The 15,888-nt window shown below is 62.7% G+C and carries 10 protein-coding genes and 1 tRNA gene; 7 read left to right on the forward strand and 4 right to left on the reverse strand.

Annotated features, from left to right (window positions below):
* Positions 1–71 precede the first annotated feature (71 nt).
* Entirely contained in the window at positions 72–863 is a 792-nt protein-coding gene (locus DWV48_RS00105; RefSeq protein ID WP_118652201.1) for a nitroreductase family protein, read from the forward strand.
* 136 nt (positions 864–999) lie between these two features.
* Here the strand turns inward: DWV48_RS00105 and DWV48_RS00110 are convergent, their stop codons facing one another.
* Positions 1,000–3,036: a KUP/HAK/KT family potassium transporter gene (locus tag DWV48_RS00110; RefSeq protein ID WP_233545979.1), complete on the reverse strand. Its 2,037-nt coding sequence runs from the start codon at positions 3,034–3,036 to the stop codon at positions 1,000–1,002.
* Between the two features lie 313 nt (positions 3,037–3,349).
* On the reverse strand, positions 3,350–6,019 hold the full coding sequence (gene rlmKL / locus DWV48_RS00115; protein ID WP_118652204.1) for a bifunctional 23S rRNA (guanine(2069)-N(7))-methyltransferase RlmK/23S rRNA (guanine(2445)-N(2))-methyltransferase RlmL: 2,670 nt from the start codon (positions 6,017–6,019) through the stop codon (positions 3,350–3,352).
* 160 nt (positions 6,020–6,179) lie between these two features.
* Here rlmKL and DWV48_RS00120 point away from each other — a divergent pair, with 160 nt between their 5' ends.
* The 4 genes from DWV48_RS00120 (at position 6,180) to DWV48_RS00140 (ending at position 9,783) form a co-directional block, all read left to right on the forward strand.
* Positions 6,180–7,100 carry an HAD hydrolase family protein gene (locus tag DWV48_RS00120; RefSeq protein WP_158574778.1) on the forward strand — a complete coding sequence of 307 codons (921 nt, stop codon included), beginning with the start codon at positions 6,180–6,182 and terminating at the stop codon, positions 7,098–7,100.
* Positions 7,101–7,249: 149 nt separating this feature from the next.
* Positions 7,250–7,326, forward strand: a tRNA-Met gene (locus DWV48_RS00125).
* Positions 7,327–7,648: 322 nt separating this feature from the next.
* Positions 7,649–9,148, forward strand: coding sequence for an ATP-binding protein (locus DWV48_RS00130; protein ID WP_118652210.1), 1,500 nt, complete (start codon positions 7,649–7,651; stop codon positions 9,146–9,148).
* A 176-nt stretch (positions 9,149–9,324) separates the two neighbouring features.
* Entirely contained in the window at positions 9,325–9,783 is a 459-nt protein-coding gene (locus DWV48_RS00140) for an ATP-binding protein (RefSeq protein WP_199588799.1), read from the forward strand.
* 590 nt (positions 9,784–10,373) lie between these two features.
* Here the strand turns inward: DWV48_RS00140 and DWV48_RS00145 are convergent.
* Positions 10,374–11,348, reverse strand: a complete 975-nt coding sequence (locus DWV48_RS00145) for a DUF5692 family protein (protein ID WP_118652213.1) — start codon at positions 11,346–11,348, stop codon at positions 10,374–10,376.
* 59 nt (positions 11,349–11,407) lie between these two features.
* Positions 11,408–12,040 (reverse strand): TetR/AcrR family transcriptional regulator, encoded by a 633-nt coding sequence (locus DWV48_RS00150; RefSeq protein WP_118652216.1) that lies wholly within the window; start codon positions 12,038–12,040, stop codon positions 11,408–11,410.
* A gap of 139 nt (positions 12,041–12,179) precedes the next feature.
* Between DWV48_RS00150 and hypB the strand changes: the two genes are divergently transcribed.
* Both hypB and DWV48_RS00160 read left to right on the forward strand, forming a co-directional pair.
* Positions 12,180–12,890 (forward strand): hydrogenase nickel incorporation protein HypB, encoded by a 711-nt coding sequence (hypB, locus tag DWV48_RS00155; protein WP_118652219.1) that lies wholly within the window; start codon positions 12,180–12,182, stop codon positions 12,888–12,890.
* A 133-nt stretch (positions 12,891–13,023) separates the two neighbouring features.
* Positions 13,024–15,819, forward strand: coding sequence for an FAD-dependent oxidoreductase (locus DWV48_RS00160; protein ID WP_199588801.1), 2,796 nt, complete (start codon positions 13,024–13,026; stop codon positions 15,817–15,819).
* Positions 15,820–15,888 lie beyond the last annotated feature (69 nt).

The following is a 15,888-nucleotide window of genomic DNA, read 5'->3' on the forward strand; positions in this document are numbered from 1 at the left end:
TAAGCTGCAGGTATCCGTTGTTTCCATAGAATGGGCCAAGAAGCGTAACCGATGCTTAAGGACGGCGGTAAATGGGAATGACGGGAAACGCGGTGCTCGACTGCATCGAGCGCAGGAGCTCGACACGGCAGTTCGACTTGACGGTGGAAATCACGGCCGAACAGCGGGAGGCCGTGCTCCATGCTGCGAGTAGGGCCCCAAGCGCCGGGGCGATGATGATGTATTCGATTATCGATATTCGCGAGCAGGCGACGCGAGATCGCCTCGCGGTGCTTTGCGACAATCAGCCGATGATCTCCAAGGCGCCGTGGGCGCTGGTGTTTGTGGTGGACTACTGCAAGTGGACCGACCTGTTCGAGCACGTGGGGTGCTTGACCGAGGAATTCGCGACCGAATCTGGCTGCACTGCCCGCCCGCATCCCGGTCTGGGCGATTTTGGAATCGCGGCGCAGGACGCGGTGATTGCGGCGCAGAATGCGGCAATTGCCGCCGAGGCGGTGGGATTGGGCACCTGCTACATAGGCGACATCATAGAGAACGCCGAGGAGGTGCGTGACCTTCTGTATTTGCCCGAGCACACCGTGCCCTTGAGTATGCTCATCCTTGGAACCCCTAAGAAGGAGCGCCCGGCAACCCCGCATCCGACCGTCAACCTTGTGATGGAGGAGCGCTATCGCCGCGCCGACGCTCCGACTATGGACGCTCAAATCGCCGAGATGGACGCGATGTTCCGCCCTCACGCAACGGAGTCCGGGGCGCGTGTGCGCGACATTTACACGCGCAAGCACACGAGCGACTTCATGGCCGAGATGAGCCGGTCGATGGACTTGTGGCTTCGGAATTGGCTTGGAAAGGGCTGGTAGAAACATCTCAAGCGCGATGCTCGGGGCTCCGCTGGGGCCTCGGTTTCGTGGCGAACGTCCTGGTACGCGCAAACAAAAAAGACCCATCCGGTTGGATGGGTCTTTTTGACATTCAGTGAGATTGCGGAGGCGCTCGTTAGCAGCGCTCATCCATGGCGACGCGTGCGATGCGGTCGACCGGCTTGAACTTGGTGAACAGCGGCACGTACTCGTAGAACACGCTGGAGTTCTCCAGGCCGAACCACTGCACCGGCGAACCGGCGAAGCGGCGGATCGCGTACTTCATCGCGATGGCGTGGCGCTCACGCTGCTCGACGTCGGACTCGGGCGCAAGCGTCTTGCGGATCAGGCAGAAGCGGAAGGAGCCGACCACACCGGGCTTGTCGTACACGGAATAATCGTGCACCTGCGGCGGCAGCTCACCGGACGCGGACAGGTCGGAAACGATCTGGCGCAGGTAGGCGTTCACGCGCTGATTGACCTTGTAACCCAGGTGGAGGTGCACGCGGTACACAAAGTCGGTGCCGTAGTTTTCCACGGAGTACTCGAAGGTGTGCGGCTCATCGGTGACCTCGACGTTCAGGAACCAGTAGGCGCGGGCGCGCTTGGGGTGCTTATCGAAGATCGAGTACAGGATGTCGCGGTCGAGCATGTCGGTCGACGTGCTGTTGGTGAGGTAGACCAGGTTGTCGCAGAGCGTCTCGTAGTGCGAGTCGTTGCGTAGACGGTCGAGCTGGTCGATGTATTTGCGCACGGGGAGCATCGTGTACTGGCGGCGCTCGACGCGGCTGCCGTTGTACCAGCTGACCATGACGCCCATGATGAGCGCGGCCATCAGGATGGTGAAGTAGCCGCCATGGAAGAACTTCGTGAGCGAGGACACGAAGAAGAAGCCCTCAAGCGCGACGAAGAAGATGACGAAGGCCCAGGGGAAGACCTTCATCTTGCGCACGCCGTGCAGGTAGAAGAAGAGCAGCACGGAGGTGCAGATCATCGTGATGGTGATGGCCAGACCGTAGGCGGCCTCCATGTGAGCGGAGCTCTGGAACAGCAGCACGACGATAACGCAGCCGACCCACATGACGTTGTTGACCATGGGGATGTAGAGCTGGCCCTTGGTCTCGGCGGGGTAGAAGATCTGCATGTGGGGCATGAGATCGAGGCGGCTGGCCTCGGACACGAGCGAGAACGCGCCGGTCACGAGCGCCTGGCTCGCGATGATCGCGGCGCAGGTGGAAAGGATGACGCCGAACGGACGAACCATCTCGGGCAGCATCTGGAAGAACGGGTTGAGGTCCTCGATGAGGGCGAGCTCGGGGTTGCCGGCGTTGGCGAGCAGCCAAGCGCCCTGGCCGAGGTAGGACAGGATGAGGCAGATCTTGACGAAGGGCCAGGTAGCATAGATGTTGCCGCGGCCGACGTGGCCCATGTCGGAGTAGAGGGCCTCGGCGCCGGTAGTGGCGAGGAAGCAGCTACCCAAGATCATGATGCCGGCATGGTTGTTGGGAGACAGCAGGAAGCTGATGCCGCGCAGCGGGTTGAACGCGAGCAGGACAACAGGGTTGCCGAGCACGTAGATGAGACCCGCGCCGCCGAGGAACAGGAACCAAAACGTCATGACCGGGCCGAAGGCATGGCCGATCTTGGAAGTGCCCACGCGCTGCACCGCGAACAGCAGGCACACGATGATGAGCGTGATGACCACGACGTTCATCTGGTTGTCACCCATGATGTCGTGCACGGCGGGGATGGTGCGCAGGCCCTCGATGGCCGTGGTGATGGTCACCGCGGGGGTGAGGATGCCGTCGGCGAGCAGGGCGGCACCTCCGAGCATGGCGGGGAGGATGAGCCATTTGCCGTATTTGCGCACGATGCTGTAGAGCGCGAAGATGCCGCCCTCGCCGTGGTTGTCGGCCTTGAGGGAGACGAGCACGTACTTGACGGTGGTCAGCAGCGTGACCGTCCAGATGACGAGCGAGAGCGCGCCGAGGATGAACTCCTCGGTCACGGTCATGATGCCGCCTTGGCCCGCAAGCAGCGCCTTGGTGACGTACATGGGCGACGTGCCGATGTCGCCGTACACGACGCCCAGGGTGACGAGCATCGCGCCGATGCTTACCGGGATCGCGGCAGAACCGTGCCCGTGCTCGGATGATTCAGTTGAGTGTGCCATTGCGGTATTGCTCCTTGGCGAAGATGACCCGGCGCCGGCCTTCCCCCAGCGCGCCGAGAGGCATATGCATGCCATCTAACGTTCAAGCCATTATAGGGATTGTGCAGGGCAAACGCTATATGTCACAAGCTGCAGGAACGCAAATAGAAGGGTGGGTTGCTTCCGTTTCCTTCCCCTGTCCCGTGCCCTCCTCCCGCGAAAGTTAACTCTCGCGGGAGCTTTTCTCCCGGTTCGCCTGATTCGTTCCCCGAGAGTTAACTCTCGGGGAACGCAGATACCGAAGAGTGCACGCCCCTTAGGCCCTCATGTTGGGTCAGCGCCCGCCGCGCGCATCGCGGCGGCGCGTCTTTTCGCGGCGGGTGTTGCTGCCGCTCGGTTCGCTGCTACGTGCATCGTCATGGCGCCGGGCGTTCTCGCGCAGCTCGCGCGTGCGCTCGCGAATGGCGCTCTCGTCCATGCCCACCATGCGCATGGCCTCCTCGGAGGTGTGGCGGCGGACCAGGTAGCAGTGGTGAATGCGCTGGTTGCGGGCGAAGTCCTCGGGGATGGTCTGCGCGGTGATGTCGGTGAGCACCACACCGGCGCGTGCGAGCTCCTCGGTATCGGGGCGGAAGGTGCGCAGGTTGCAGGAGAAGATCGCCTCGCCCTCTCGGGAGAGCAGGCGCGAGAGGCCCACGAGCAGCTCCACGTGGTCGCGCTGGACATCCCACGTGCGGCGACCCATTTTGCTCGAGTTGGAGAAGGTGGGCGGGTCGCAAAAGATGAGGTCCCAGCGGTTGCGTGTGGCGCGCATGTCGCGGATCCAGCTCATGACGTCGGCGCGCACGTAATGGTGGTCGGGGCCCACAAAGCCGTTTTGCTCCATGTTGCGCTCGGCCCAGTCCAGGTAGGTGTTGGAGAGGTCCACGGTGACGGTCTCCTCCACGCCGGCGTCGGCCGCGTAGCAGGTGGCCGTGCCGGTGTAGGCGAACAGGTTGAGGAAGAACCGCTTGCCGCGGGCGTGCTCGCGCACCAGGCTGCGCGTGATGCGGTGGTCGAGGAAGATGCCCGTGTCGAGGTAGTCGTTGAAGTTGACGGCGAAGGTGAGGCCGCCCTCTTCGATGAGGGGGAGCCTGCGAGTCCGGATGTCGGACGGGGTCCCCGCGCCGGTGCCCTGGGGTGCGCGAGCGGCGGCTTTGGGGCTCGGGCCTTGGCCGGCGCCGCCCTTGCGCACGCCGACGACCCCGTTGCCACCCATTGCCGCCGCGGACGTGCCGCCCGCCTGCTTGCCGTATTGCGACCCGCCGCGCGAGCGGATGCGGGCCTTGGCGAATACGTTTTCGGGGTTCACGTCGAGGATGCGCGGCGCGATGGCGAGCATGTCGAGCAGACGCGCCTCGGCGAGTGCCGGGTCGATGTGGCGCGGGGCGGCATACTCGGCAACCACGAGCCAGCGGCCCGGGGTCGTGGCACTGCCTTCGTACAGGTCGATGGCGGCGGAGTAATCGGGCAGGTCGGCATCGTAGACGCGGTAGCAGGTGATGCCCTCGCGCTGCGCCCACTTGCGGCGCTGCTTAGCGACTTTGCGCAGACGGCGCGCGAACTGCTCGGACTCGGGCAGCATGACGGGGCAGGGCTTACCATCGCCCAGGTCGATGGCGGTGGTGCCCGCGGGTGCGACTCGCTCGTCGTCTGCGGCCTCGGTGTCCTCGAGGTCACCCTCAGAGAGTTCGACGAACGTGAGGAGCTGGGCCCCCTCGTTGTTCGGCATGATGGACAGGCGACCGCGGGGGGTGCCGAGGGCTTGCTCGAGGACGTTGTCGCGCGTGAGGACGGTGACGGGCTTGCCGACGAGGGCTTCCCCAAAGGGTGCGCCCGCGCCGGTGCGCAGGTCGGTAACGAGGGAGAGAAGGCGCGGCAGCTTGGTGAGGGGGACCTCGGTCGTGTCGATGACGATGCCGCCGACGATCTGGGTGTCGCCGATAGCGGGAATGGCGAGTTTGCGGACGATTTTCTGCGCGTCGGGCTGGGCGAAGATCACGCGGTCCGAGGGGCCGGATGCCTTGAGGACGCGGCGCGCGCACGAGACGGCGTCACCGGAAATGTCGGTGGCAAGAATGCGCGCCGTGCGGTCGCGCGCCGCGTCGATGCGCCCGAGCGCCTCTTTGCGCAGGGAGAGCCACGCGGATTCGTCGTACTCCGCCCATGCTTTGAACCCCCAGTTGTCGCGCTCGAGGCCGGGCGCGCGGTCGGCGAGGATCTGGGCTGCCTCCAGCACGATGCCGCCGCCAGCGCAGCAGGCATCGACCAGGATGGGGAAGACGGAGGCGGTGCCGTCGTCCGCGGTGGAGGCCGCCGTGTCGCTCGCGCATGCCATGGCGTGCGAGCAGGCCTGTTGCCAGCCAAGCTGCGTCAGGGCCAGCGCGGCGTAGTCGGGCCGCAGCACGTGGGCGGCGCCGGGGCGGATTGCCTCGCGCGGGAGGCGCTTGAACAGCGGGTCGCCGGAAAGGTCGAGGTGCAGGCTGGCGCGGTCTCCGCGCAGCGTGAGCAGGATGCGCGCGTCGGGGTCATCCACGTCCACGTTGGGGCGACGGCCGGCGATCTCGACGAGGCGGTCGCACAGGGCATCCTTCACGCGCAGGGCGGAATAATGGGAGTTGCGCAGCTCATCGCTCGTGCCGCGCGCCGAGATGGCGATGGTTGCGCCAGGCGCGAGGACGTTCTCCCAAGCGATGGCGCGTGAGCCCTCGTACAAGTCGTCCGCGGTGACGCAATCGAAGCGGGCGAGGGTAACAAAGACGCGGCTCGCCAGGCGCGACCACAGGCAGGCGCGGTAGGCATCGAGGGGCGCGCCCGCGAACGTGACGCGGCCCTTGAGGCGACGAACCTGACGCAGGCCGAAAGAGCGCAGTTCGTCGGCAAGGGCGGCTTCAAAGCCCTCGGGGCAGCTCGCGTAAAACTCGTGCGCGGCAGTGTTGGGAGGCGTGAGGGGCGTCTGCGCCATGGTCACTCCTAATATAAGTGGCGGCAAAATCGTGTGTATGATGCGCGGCCGTCTGTCCATAATCTCTTTGTATTATGGCAGCTTCCTTACGCGTACGCTCCTCTTCTGTGCTGATGAGCTTGCTATCATGGTTCGAGCACAAGAGAGGGGAAGGATATGTATGCTCGATGATTCGAGTGCGGTTTGGACGCCCCTTGCGGGGGCCTCTATGGAGGCCGGAGCGGCTTTGGCTACATCGACGGCGCGCGGATTGGGGGACTCCTCGGCGTCGTTGTTCTTCGATGTAGATGGCACGCTCGTCTGGGTGGACCCTGCGAACATCCCCGAGGGGGAGGATTTCACCAAGATCTTGCCGACGTCGGGCGTGCTCGACGCAATCGGGCGGTTGCGGGAGCGCGGGCACCATGCGTACGTCTGCACGGGGCGCCCGCTTTCCATGGTGAGCGACGCGCTCGTGGCCGCCGGGTTCGACGGCGTGATCTCCGCGGCGGGGTCGTGCGTGTCGCTGGGCGGCGAGGTCGTGCACGAGACGCTGATCGATTCCGAGCTGGCGGCTGAGCTCATTCGCCTGGTGCTCGCCGTGGACACGACGGTGATGTTCGAATCGCGCGAGACGCCGCTCGTGGTGTCGCGGACGCTGGAGGCCGTCCCGGCGTTTCCCGACATGCCCGTCGCCCATTCCCTCGAGGAGGCGCTGGGGCTCGCTCCCGAATTGCGGTTTTGCAAGTTCACGCAGCCCGGGATGTTGAAGGCGCCCTCGATCATGGGCGACGCCCGCCTGTGCGAGCTGGTCGAGGCCAATTTCGACGTGTGCGATATGGGCCTGGCGAGCGAGTATTCGCAGAGGGGCGTGACCAAGGCGAGCGGCATTGCCAAGGTGCTGGAGCTGGAGGGGCGCGAAGTCGCGGGCACGTTCGCGTTCGGTGACTCCGAGAACGACCTCCCGATGTTCGATGCGGTGGAGACGAAGGTCGCCATGGGTAATGCGATGCCGGTGCTCAAGGAGCGCGCGGACTACGTGACCGACCATGTGAAGGACGATGGCGTGGTCCACGCGCTGCGGCATTTCGGTTTGATTTAGCATGTGCCCGGAGGGCACCGTTGGGAACGGCGTGTCGATTCCAACGGGGTTGAAAGGTGTCAGAATTGTGAAGACACTTAAGGAGGCCCTTGCAATGAAGGGGCTCTGCGCGTAATATAACTCCTTGCGCACACGGTGCATCCAGACATTGCGGGGTGGAGCAGTCTGGTAGCTCGCCGGGCTCATAACCCGGAGGTCGTAGGTTCAAATCCTGCCCCCGCGACCAAGAATTTGCAGCTCGTCGGCATAGCCGACGAGCTTTTTTCTTATCTGGGGGCTGTGTTATCGGCCTGATTCTCAACTTTTCGGTCGAAAATCTCAATCTGTAACAGGTAGACCCGATTTGGCCGGCTAGGTATTACAGATCGAGACATTTGGACAGAGCGGGCCCTGCATGCCCAATCTGACACAAGCCAGCAAGGTGCAAACTGAGGAACTTAACTAGGGAACTAGGGAACTAAACTGCGGAACTAGGGAACTTTACTGCGGAACTGGGGAATGGCTGGGGTATAGTAGGGGCTGACTAATGATTCAATCGAAGGACAGCTATGTTCATAACGAATGATATCGAGTTGGCCGCTGCGGTTGAGCACATGAGGGCCGCAGGGACGGACCTTGCCGAATACGAACTCAAAACCGCGGCAGGCGGTTTTCCCAAGACGATGCCGGATTCGATTTCCGCTTTTGCTAATGGAGCTGGCGGAACGATCGTTTTCGGCATCAGCGAAAAAGACGGCTTCCATTCGGTGGGCATCGATGTGAAGATGATCCAGGCGCATAGCGCCCAAGCGGCGAGGGAACTCGTTGAGCCTCCCCAGATGGTCGACATCATGGTTTTGGAGTTTGAGTCGAAGCCCGTCGTTGTGGTTAATGTTCCCGAGGCTCCGCCACGGGAGAAGCCATGTTATGTCAAAAAGCTCGGTCAACGCCTTGGCTCATACATAAGAACGGGCGATGGCGACCACAAGATGTCATCTTACGAAATCGATCGATATATCGAAAATCAATATCGAAGCGCGCGCAACGATGCTGTTGTTGTTGAGGGCGCAACGATCGATGACTTTGATCAAGAATTGCTCGCAGGATGGCTCTCGCGCGTGAGGTCGACGACACTGGGCAGGTCCGCGGCTTTAAGCGATGAGGAGCTCATGGCGAATCGGCGTGTAGTTTCTCTCGATGCTGAAGGGGTTTTGAGGCCGACCGTTGCCGGCATTATGGCATTGGGGTTTTCTCCGCAACAGTTTTTTCCTCGTGCCAACATTGTGTTCACAGCCTATCCGACACCGAAAAAGGGCGAAGTGGGGAGAGCTGGGGAACGTTTTTCTGATTCGGTTGATATCGATGGGCCAATACCCATCATGGTAGTTGATGCGGTGCGGGCTGCATCGCGAAACATGAAGCATGGCGCAATCGTAAAAGGTGCGTTGAGAGAAAACGTGCCGGACTACCCGTTGGCTGCAGTCCGTGAGGCTGTTGCCAACGCGTTGATGCATAGGGATTATTCTCCCGATGCGTTAGGCACCCCGGTAATGATTGACCTTTACCCCGATCGTATGGAGTTGTCCAACCCCGGCGGCTTGTTCGGCTCGTTGACGGTTGAACGTTTGGGACAACGAGGCGCAACGGCTTCGAGGAACCAGTTTCTAGCTCGAATTCTCGAGGATGTGCCCTACTCTGATGTTGATGGCAGGGTTGGTCGCGTCGTCGAGAATCGAGGCTCAGGCTATCCAACAATTAATAGGGAGCTCGAACAGGCCTTGATGCCCGCGCCGATTGCGAAGAGCACCCTCGATGAGTTTGTTTTGATCATGAGGCATCGACGCATGGCGGACCAGGAAGACCGCTCATACACAAAGGAAAACGTTAAGACTGCCATCCTTGGTTACATTGCCGATCGCGAGAGCGTAAGCACGTCGGAACTTGCGAAAGCGTCGGGTATGTCAGTGAAAACGGTGCGCCGATATCTGTCTGCGCTTATGGAGGAAGGAATTGTCGAGGGAATCGGGGCGGCCAACAGCCCCAAGCGACGCTATCGTTTGCGTCGGTAGGAGCAGTCTGGTAGCTCGCCGGGCTCACAAGCCGGAGGTCGTAGGTTCAAATCCTGCCCCCGCGACCAAGAAACTGCAGCTCGGAGACGTGATCATCTCCGAGCTTTTTGTTGTCTGTATGCTATTTACATGACCTCGACAAGTGCGGCAACCGCTCGATAAGGACGGCCGAGCAGGTGGAGGAAAAGATCGAGTCGCTTCTTGTCGATGACGACTTCAAATACCTCTTCATCGACGAGGTACAGAACGTCCGAGACTACGAGGAGGTCGTCGGGCGGATCGTCGGCAAGGACATCAGATCTCACATCAAGATCCGGAACATCGACACGTTCGATCGCGTCATGACCTACGCCATCAACAACTACGGAGCCCCGACAAGCCTCACCAACCTCCACGACCACATCACCAAGACGGAGCGCATCGCCGTTGAGCGGCGGACGATCGCCGCCTACATCCAGGTCTCGATAACGATCGCCGATAGGGGCGTGGAAGAGCGGGGGTACAGGCCGTTCGGCTACATCAGGGACGGATGCTCGCGCTACCTTTTCGCGCTTGACCCCTTGCTGCAGGAGAGGGGCGGCGTCGGGTGTCTTAACATGGCGTCGTTTATGCAAGATGGCGGCGATCTCATCTGAGGTGACGCCGGGCCTTCTTGCTCCCCGGTGCGCGAACGGCGTGGACGCCGAATGGGAGCCGTTGCTGCCGGGCCGCGGGTCGGCGTGGCCCGTACCCGCACGAACTTGCGAAGCCACGAAAAAGTGCGATGCATTTCAGCCAATCTGACTTGAAAATAGGACAATGCGCCGCTCCTCCGGCCTTTTGAGCAAATGAACTGCTTTGCATGATGCGTGTCGGGGCTTGGCTGCAAGTGGCATCTTGAGCTTTTTCGTATTCGTTTTCGGAAAAGCCGAGTACACCGGGTTTCAAGTTAGGAAAAACCGCAGGTGACGGTGGGTCGTCTGTCGGGGCTACTCGCCATTATTTGATTTGAATACGAAAAAGCTCGACTTGGTGGATTCGGAGGTCGGTTTAAAGCCCGTCATGCAGGTGGAGCCGCCCTTGACGGGCGGCTCCACCTGTTCAGAACGACGTATTGATGTGCCAAATGCTGGCATGCGAATCGATATGGGCTGTGGCGTGCGGATCGGCGCGGCGCGGCACCATTCGACCGCCGTCAAGACGCGTCCCGAATCCCGAGGCAACGCACGTGGCTTAGGCGCAAGTCCTACGCAGCGCGGGACATGGCCTGCTCGAAGTCGCGGGTGCCCTTGAAGACCTCGTGCTTGTAGGGGTTCACGCCGAGCTTCTTGGCGCGGTACATGATGTAGCCAAAGGCTGCGATGTTTACCACGAGGGCGATCGCGGAGACCGCCAGGTTGACCTGCGGGTTGTTCACGGAGTTCGTGGAGAACACGGAGTAATCCTGGAACATCGGGAACACTTGGGCGAACATGCACCAGATGGCGAGGGTGTTTGCGCGGTTCTGGATCCAGCCGCCCTTGTTCCAGAAGAAGTTCGCCACGGTAGGCGCGAGCAGCAGCGCCAGGCCGCAGTACCAGGCGTGCGTGGGCAGGCAGTTGTAGGTGTAGCAGAAGTTCCACAGGTCGTAAGCAACGATGTAAACCCAGGTCATGTCGGGCCACAGCATGTCGTCGCCCTTCTTGGAACGGTAGATGCCCCACCAACCGGTCATGCAGAAGATGTTGATGAGGCCGGCGATGCCGTTGAACACGTTGTGCCAGCCGCCCATGAGGGTAACGCCCTCGGAGGAGACCCAGGTGGTGCCAAAGGCACGCACGGCACTCTCGAAGTCGCTCACCACGGCGATGAGGATGTTGATGGCCACGATGGCGAAGGGGAAGACCTTGAAGGCCTCGCTACGCCCGAGCTTGCCCCAGCCGTACTTGAGCATCATGAAGCCGATGCAGCCGGCGGTGGCGGCGTAGAGCTTGGCGTAGTGGAACCAGCTGCCCATGTGCAGGTACGTGGGGTTGTTGAGCGCCCACTCCATTCCCATCCCGGCGCATACGTAGATGGAGATGAAGTACACCGTGAGCACGGCGGGGATGCCGAGGAAGCACACGATGCCGCCGATTTTGGAGCGGCGGGCGATCTCGTTGGCGGCGATGAGGCCCGCAAAGACCATAATCCATCCCAGCCACTGGAACATGGCGTTTTCGCCATAAACCTGGAACAACATCTGTTCCCCTTTCTATCTCGGGCCGTAACGGCCTTGATCGACATTCGAGGAGGAAGCCCCTAGCGGACGGGGCGGCGTTCGGGGTACTTCGCCGTGTAGCCCTCGATGTGCAGTGTGCTCGCGATGATATCCTTGATGGTTTCCTCAGGTGCATCGGGGTGCGTGCGCACATACATGATGAGACCGGTGATGAGCACGTAGAACGTTTCGTACAGGTGGTCGATGCGCACCTCGTGGCGAGCGGCGAAGTCAACGACGGTCGACGAGCACACGTAGCGGGCGGTGCGGTCGGCAACGCGATGTACGAACGACGCATAAAGCGAGGCGTCGCCGCCGTGCGCAACGGAGCGCGCTGTGTGGTCAGAATCGCCGCGCACCATGGATTTGAGCAGATGGGCCGCCTGGTCAAGGGCGCCTTCGATGTCTCCGGGTACACGGCTGGCGTTCCAATCGATGAGCCGTTCGACAAAGGCATCGATGCTCTGGTCGAGGACGGCCTGCAGCGCGTCTTCCTTAGTGGGGAAGTAGTGATAGAACAGCGAGCGCGTGCAGCCCACGCGCTTGGTTATGGAAGAGATGGACAGGCGGCTGATCCCGTCTTCCTCGATGGCGGACCGCACGGCAGCGAGGATGTCGCCGCGCCGATCGTCGTGTGCGAGCCGCTCGTGGTGACCGGGTGCTTCGCTGGCCATGACCGTTCCTCCTTGTTGTCCCTGCCTTTACCGATTCCAGTCTTGACCTTTGTTGACAAAACGTCAATATGTAATTTGACAAAGTGTCAACGAATTCGCTGAACGGCATATGACAGGGAAATGCCAGTTGGGAGGGCTCATGGGAGATGTTCGCGTTATTGAGGTCAAACAGAGCGTATTCGCCGATAACGATCGCAAGGCGGAGGAGCTGCGCGGGACGCTGCGCGAGCGCGGGACATTCCTGCTCAATCTGATGTCCAGCCCGGGTTCGGGCAAGACCACCACGCTCACGCGCACGATCGAGGCGCTGCTCGACGAGATGTCCATCGCGGTGATGGAGGCCGATATCGACTCCGATGTCGACACGCGCACCATCCTCGGCACCGGGGCCCGCGCCATCCAGCTGCACACGGGGGGCATGTGCCACCTCGACGCGTACATGACCGAGCAAGGCCTGGACGAGCTTGTGGCGAGTGAGGGCTCCGACGGCGAAGAGGCCACCGGGGCGCCAGTCGACCTGGCGATTTTGGAGAACGTGGGCAACCTGGTGTGCCCCGCGGAGTTCGACACCGGCGCCTCGGCGAACGCGATGATCCTGTCGGTGCCGGAGGGCGACGACAAGCCGCTCAAGTACCCGCTCATGTTCAGCATCTGCGACGTGGTGCTCATCAACAAGATCGACGCGCTGTCCGTGTTCGACACGTTCAGCATGGAGCGCGTGCGCGAGAACATCCTCATGCGCAACCCGAACGCGACCATCATCCCCATCAGCGCCAAGACGGGCGAGGGCATCGACGTCTGGGCCGACTGGTTGCGCACGCGCGTGGCGGAGTGGAAGACCGACGAGTAGCGGCAAACCGAAAATGGTGCGTTTGGGGACGCACTCCAACTGCACCAGCTGCACCATTCCCACGTCGCAGGTGGCACGCCTAACGTCCCCATCCAAAGACCTACATTATCGCGACAGCGAAAGGAAACCGAACATGATCGTAAACGGCCCCGGAATCTCGTTCACCGAGCCCGATATCGGATCCGAGTTCGTCCCACCCATCCCCGAGCACCCGCGCGAGAAGATCGTGGCGCTGTGCGAGCACTGCACCAACCGCCTGTTGGGCCGCAAGGAGCTCAAGCCCTTCGAGTATTGGGCGTTCGCCGAGGTGACGACCGACGAGATGGCCGACGTGCTCCTTAAGATGAAGATGCGCCGCCCCTACACCCTCGCCGACGCGGTGAAGGCGACCGGCATGGACGAGGTCGCGCTCGAGAAACTCCTCGACGAGATGAGCTACATCGGCCTGCTCGAGTACAACTGGGAGAACCCCACGCGCACCAAGCAGTGGGTCCTGCCCATGCTCGTGCCCGGCTCGGCGGAGTTCCTCAACATGCGCCAGTCCCAGATCGACGAGCACCCGGCGGTGGCGAAGTTCTTCGAGCAGGCATCAAAGGGGGCGCTTGCCAAGGCCACGCCGATGGTCCCGCCCGGAGGTGCGGGCATCGGCATGCACGTCATCCCGGTGGAGCAGGCCATCCAGATGGAGGACCGCTCCGTCTCCATCGAGCACATCGAGCACTGGCTCGATAAGTACGAGGGCAAGTACGCCGCGAGCCCCTGCAGCTGCCGCATGAGCCGTGCGAAGCTGGGCGAGGGCTGCGGCGATGACCCGAACGACTGGTGCATCGCCGTGGGCGACATGGCCGATTATGTGGTGGAGACCGATCGCGGCCACTACATCACGCGCGAGGAGGTCTACGAGACCCTGCGCCAGGCCGAGGCGAACGGCTTTGTGCACCAGATCACCAACATCGACGGCGAGGACAAGATCTTCGCGATCTGCAACTGCAACGTGAACGTGTGCTACGCGCTGCGCACCTCGCAGCTGTTCAACACCCCGAACCTGTCCCGCTCGGCGTACGTGGCGCGCACCGAGGCCGACAAGTGCGTCGCGTGTGGCCGCTGCGTGGAGGTGTGCCCCGCGGGTGCCGTCAAACTCGGCCAGAAGCTCTGCGCCGCGAGCACGGGCAAGGTGCCGGAGTACCCCAAGCAGGAGCTGCCGGACGCCGTGAAGTGGGGCCCCGAGAAGTGGAGCCCCGACTACCGCAACAAGAACCGCATCGAGACGTACGACACGGGTACCTCCCCCTGTAAGACGGCGTGCCCCGCGCACATCGCCGTCCAGGGCTACCTCAAGCTCGCCGCCCAGGGGCGCTACCGCGACGCGCTCGCCCTCATCAAGCGCGAGAACCCGCTTCCGGCGATCTGCGGCCGCATCTGCAACCGCCGCTGCGAGGACGCCTGCACGCGCGGCCGCATCGACGCCGCCGTGGCCATCGACGAGGTGAAGAAGTTCATCGCCCAGCAGGACCTCGTGGCCGAGAACCGCTACGTGCCGGAGGTCGTGACGCCCACGCGCGCCGGCGGCTTCGACGACAAGATCGCCGTGATTGGCGCCGGTCCCGCGGGCCTGTCCTGCGCGTTCTATCTCGCGGAGAAGGGCTACAAGCCGGTCATCTTCGAGAAGAGCGCCCGCCCCGGCGGCATGCTCACCTACGGAATCCCGAGCTACAAGCTGGAGAAGGACGTCATCGAGGCGGAGGTCGAGATCATCCGCGAGATGGGCGTCGACATCCGCCTGGGCGTCGAGGTCGGTCGCGACGTGACCCTCGACGAGCTGCGCGAGCAGGGCTTCAAGGCGTTCTACGTGGCGATCGGCTGCCAGGGCGGCCGTCTGCCCGGCATCCCGGGCGAGGACGCCGAGGGCGTCTCGGTCGCCGTCGATTTCCTCCGCGGCGTGGCCGAGCAGCAGGACGGCGGCGGCGAGGCCGCGCCGATGCCCGGCCGCACCATCGTGGTGGGCGGCGGCAACGTCGCCATCGACGTCGCCCGCACCGCGGCGCGCCTGGGCAGCGAGCATGTCGAGATGTTCTGCCTGGAGAGCGCCGAGGACATGCCGGCCAGTACGGAGGAGGTCGTGGAGGCCAACGAGGATGGCGTCCACATTTCCTGCGGATGGGGGCCGGTCGAGGTCCGCACCGGCGAGGACGGCCGCGTGAGCGAGATCGTCTTCAAACGCTGCCTGCGCGTCTTCAACGATGAGGGTCGCTTCGACCCGACCTATGACGAGGGCGAGCTGCGCACCGTCTCCGCCGACCGCGTGGTGTTCTCCATCGGCCAGTCCATCCTGTGGGGTGACCTGCTCGAGGGCGAAGCGGTGGAGCTCGGCCGCGGCCAGGGCGCCGTCGCCGATCCCAAGACCTATCAGACCGCCCAGCCCGACATCTTTGTGGGCGGCGACGTCTACACCGGCCCGAAGTTCGCCATCGACGCCATCGCCGCTGGTCACGAGGCCGCGGTTTCCATCCACCGCTTCGTGCAGGACGCGACGCTCACCATCGGCCGCAATCCCCGCGCCTACCGCGAGCTCAACCGCGACGACGTGGAGTTCGGCAGCTACGATACGGCGAGCCGTGGCGACGCCGTGCACAACTATGACCGCGAGAAGGCGCAGCCCTTTCGTGAGTATGTCGAGACCTTCACCGAGGAGCAGGTCCGCGCTGAGACCGCGCGCTGCCTGGGCTGCGGTGCGAGCATCGTCGACGAGAACAAGTGCATCGGCTGCGGCTTGTGTACCACCAAGTGTGCGTTCGACGCCATCCACCTGCACCGCGAGCATCCCGAGTGCTCTAACATGGTGAAGTACGAGAAGAAGGTCCCGAGCTTGGCAAAGTACGCGCTCAAGCGCGAGATCAAGATCCGCTTTAGCTCAAAGGGATCCAAATAACTCATCTTGCCTCTCAGCCGGGGGGGTGACCAAAAGGTCTAGCCCTCTCGGCTTTCAAGGCGATCTGGG

The sequence above is a fragment of the Collinsella sp. AF08-23 genome (assembly GCF_003479805.1).
Classification (GTDB): Bacteria; Actinomycetota; Coriobacteriia; order Coriobacteriales; family Coriobacteriaceae; genus Collinsella.

Excerpts from the sequence above, each read along its gene's own strand:
- DWV48_RS00160 (WP_199588801.1), top strand. The coding sequence starts at position 13,024 with ATGATCGTAAACGGCCCCGGAATCTCGTTCACCGAGCCCGATATCGGA.
- hypB (WP_118652219.1), top strand. The coding sequence starts at position 12,180 with ATGGGAGATGTTCGCGTTATTGAGGTCAAACAGAGCGTATTCGCCGAT.
- DWV48_RS00110 (WP_233545979.1), bottom strand. The coding sequence starts at position 3,036 with ATGGCACACTCAACTGAATCATCCGAGCACGGGCACGGTTCTGCCGCG.
- DWV48_RS00145 (WP_118652213.1), bottom strand. The coding sequence starts at position 11,348 with ATGTTGTTCCAGGTTTATGGCGAAAACGCCATGTTCCAGTGGCTGGGA.
- rlmKL (WP_118652204.1), bottom strand. The coding sequence starts at position 6,019 with ATGGCGCAGACGCCCCTCACGCCTCCCAACACTGCCGCGCACGAGTTT.
- DWV48_RS00150 (WP_118652216.1), bottom strand. The coding sequence starts at position 12,040 with ATGGCCAGCGAAGCACCCGGTCACCACGAGCGGCTCGCACACGACGAT.
- DWV48_RS00130 (WP_118652210.1), top strand. The coding sequence starts at position 7,649 with ATGTTCATAACGAATGATATCGAGTTGGCCGCTGCGGTTGAGCACATG.
- DWV48_RS00105 (WP_118652201.1), top strand. The coding sequence starts at position 72 with ATGGGAATGACGGGAAACGCGGTGCTCGACTGCATCGAGCGCAGGAGC.
- DWV48_RS00120 (WP_158574778.1), top strand. The coding sequence starts at position 6,180 with ATGCTCGATGATTCGAGTGCGGTTTGGACGCCCCTTGCGGGGGCCTCT.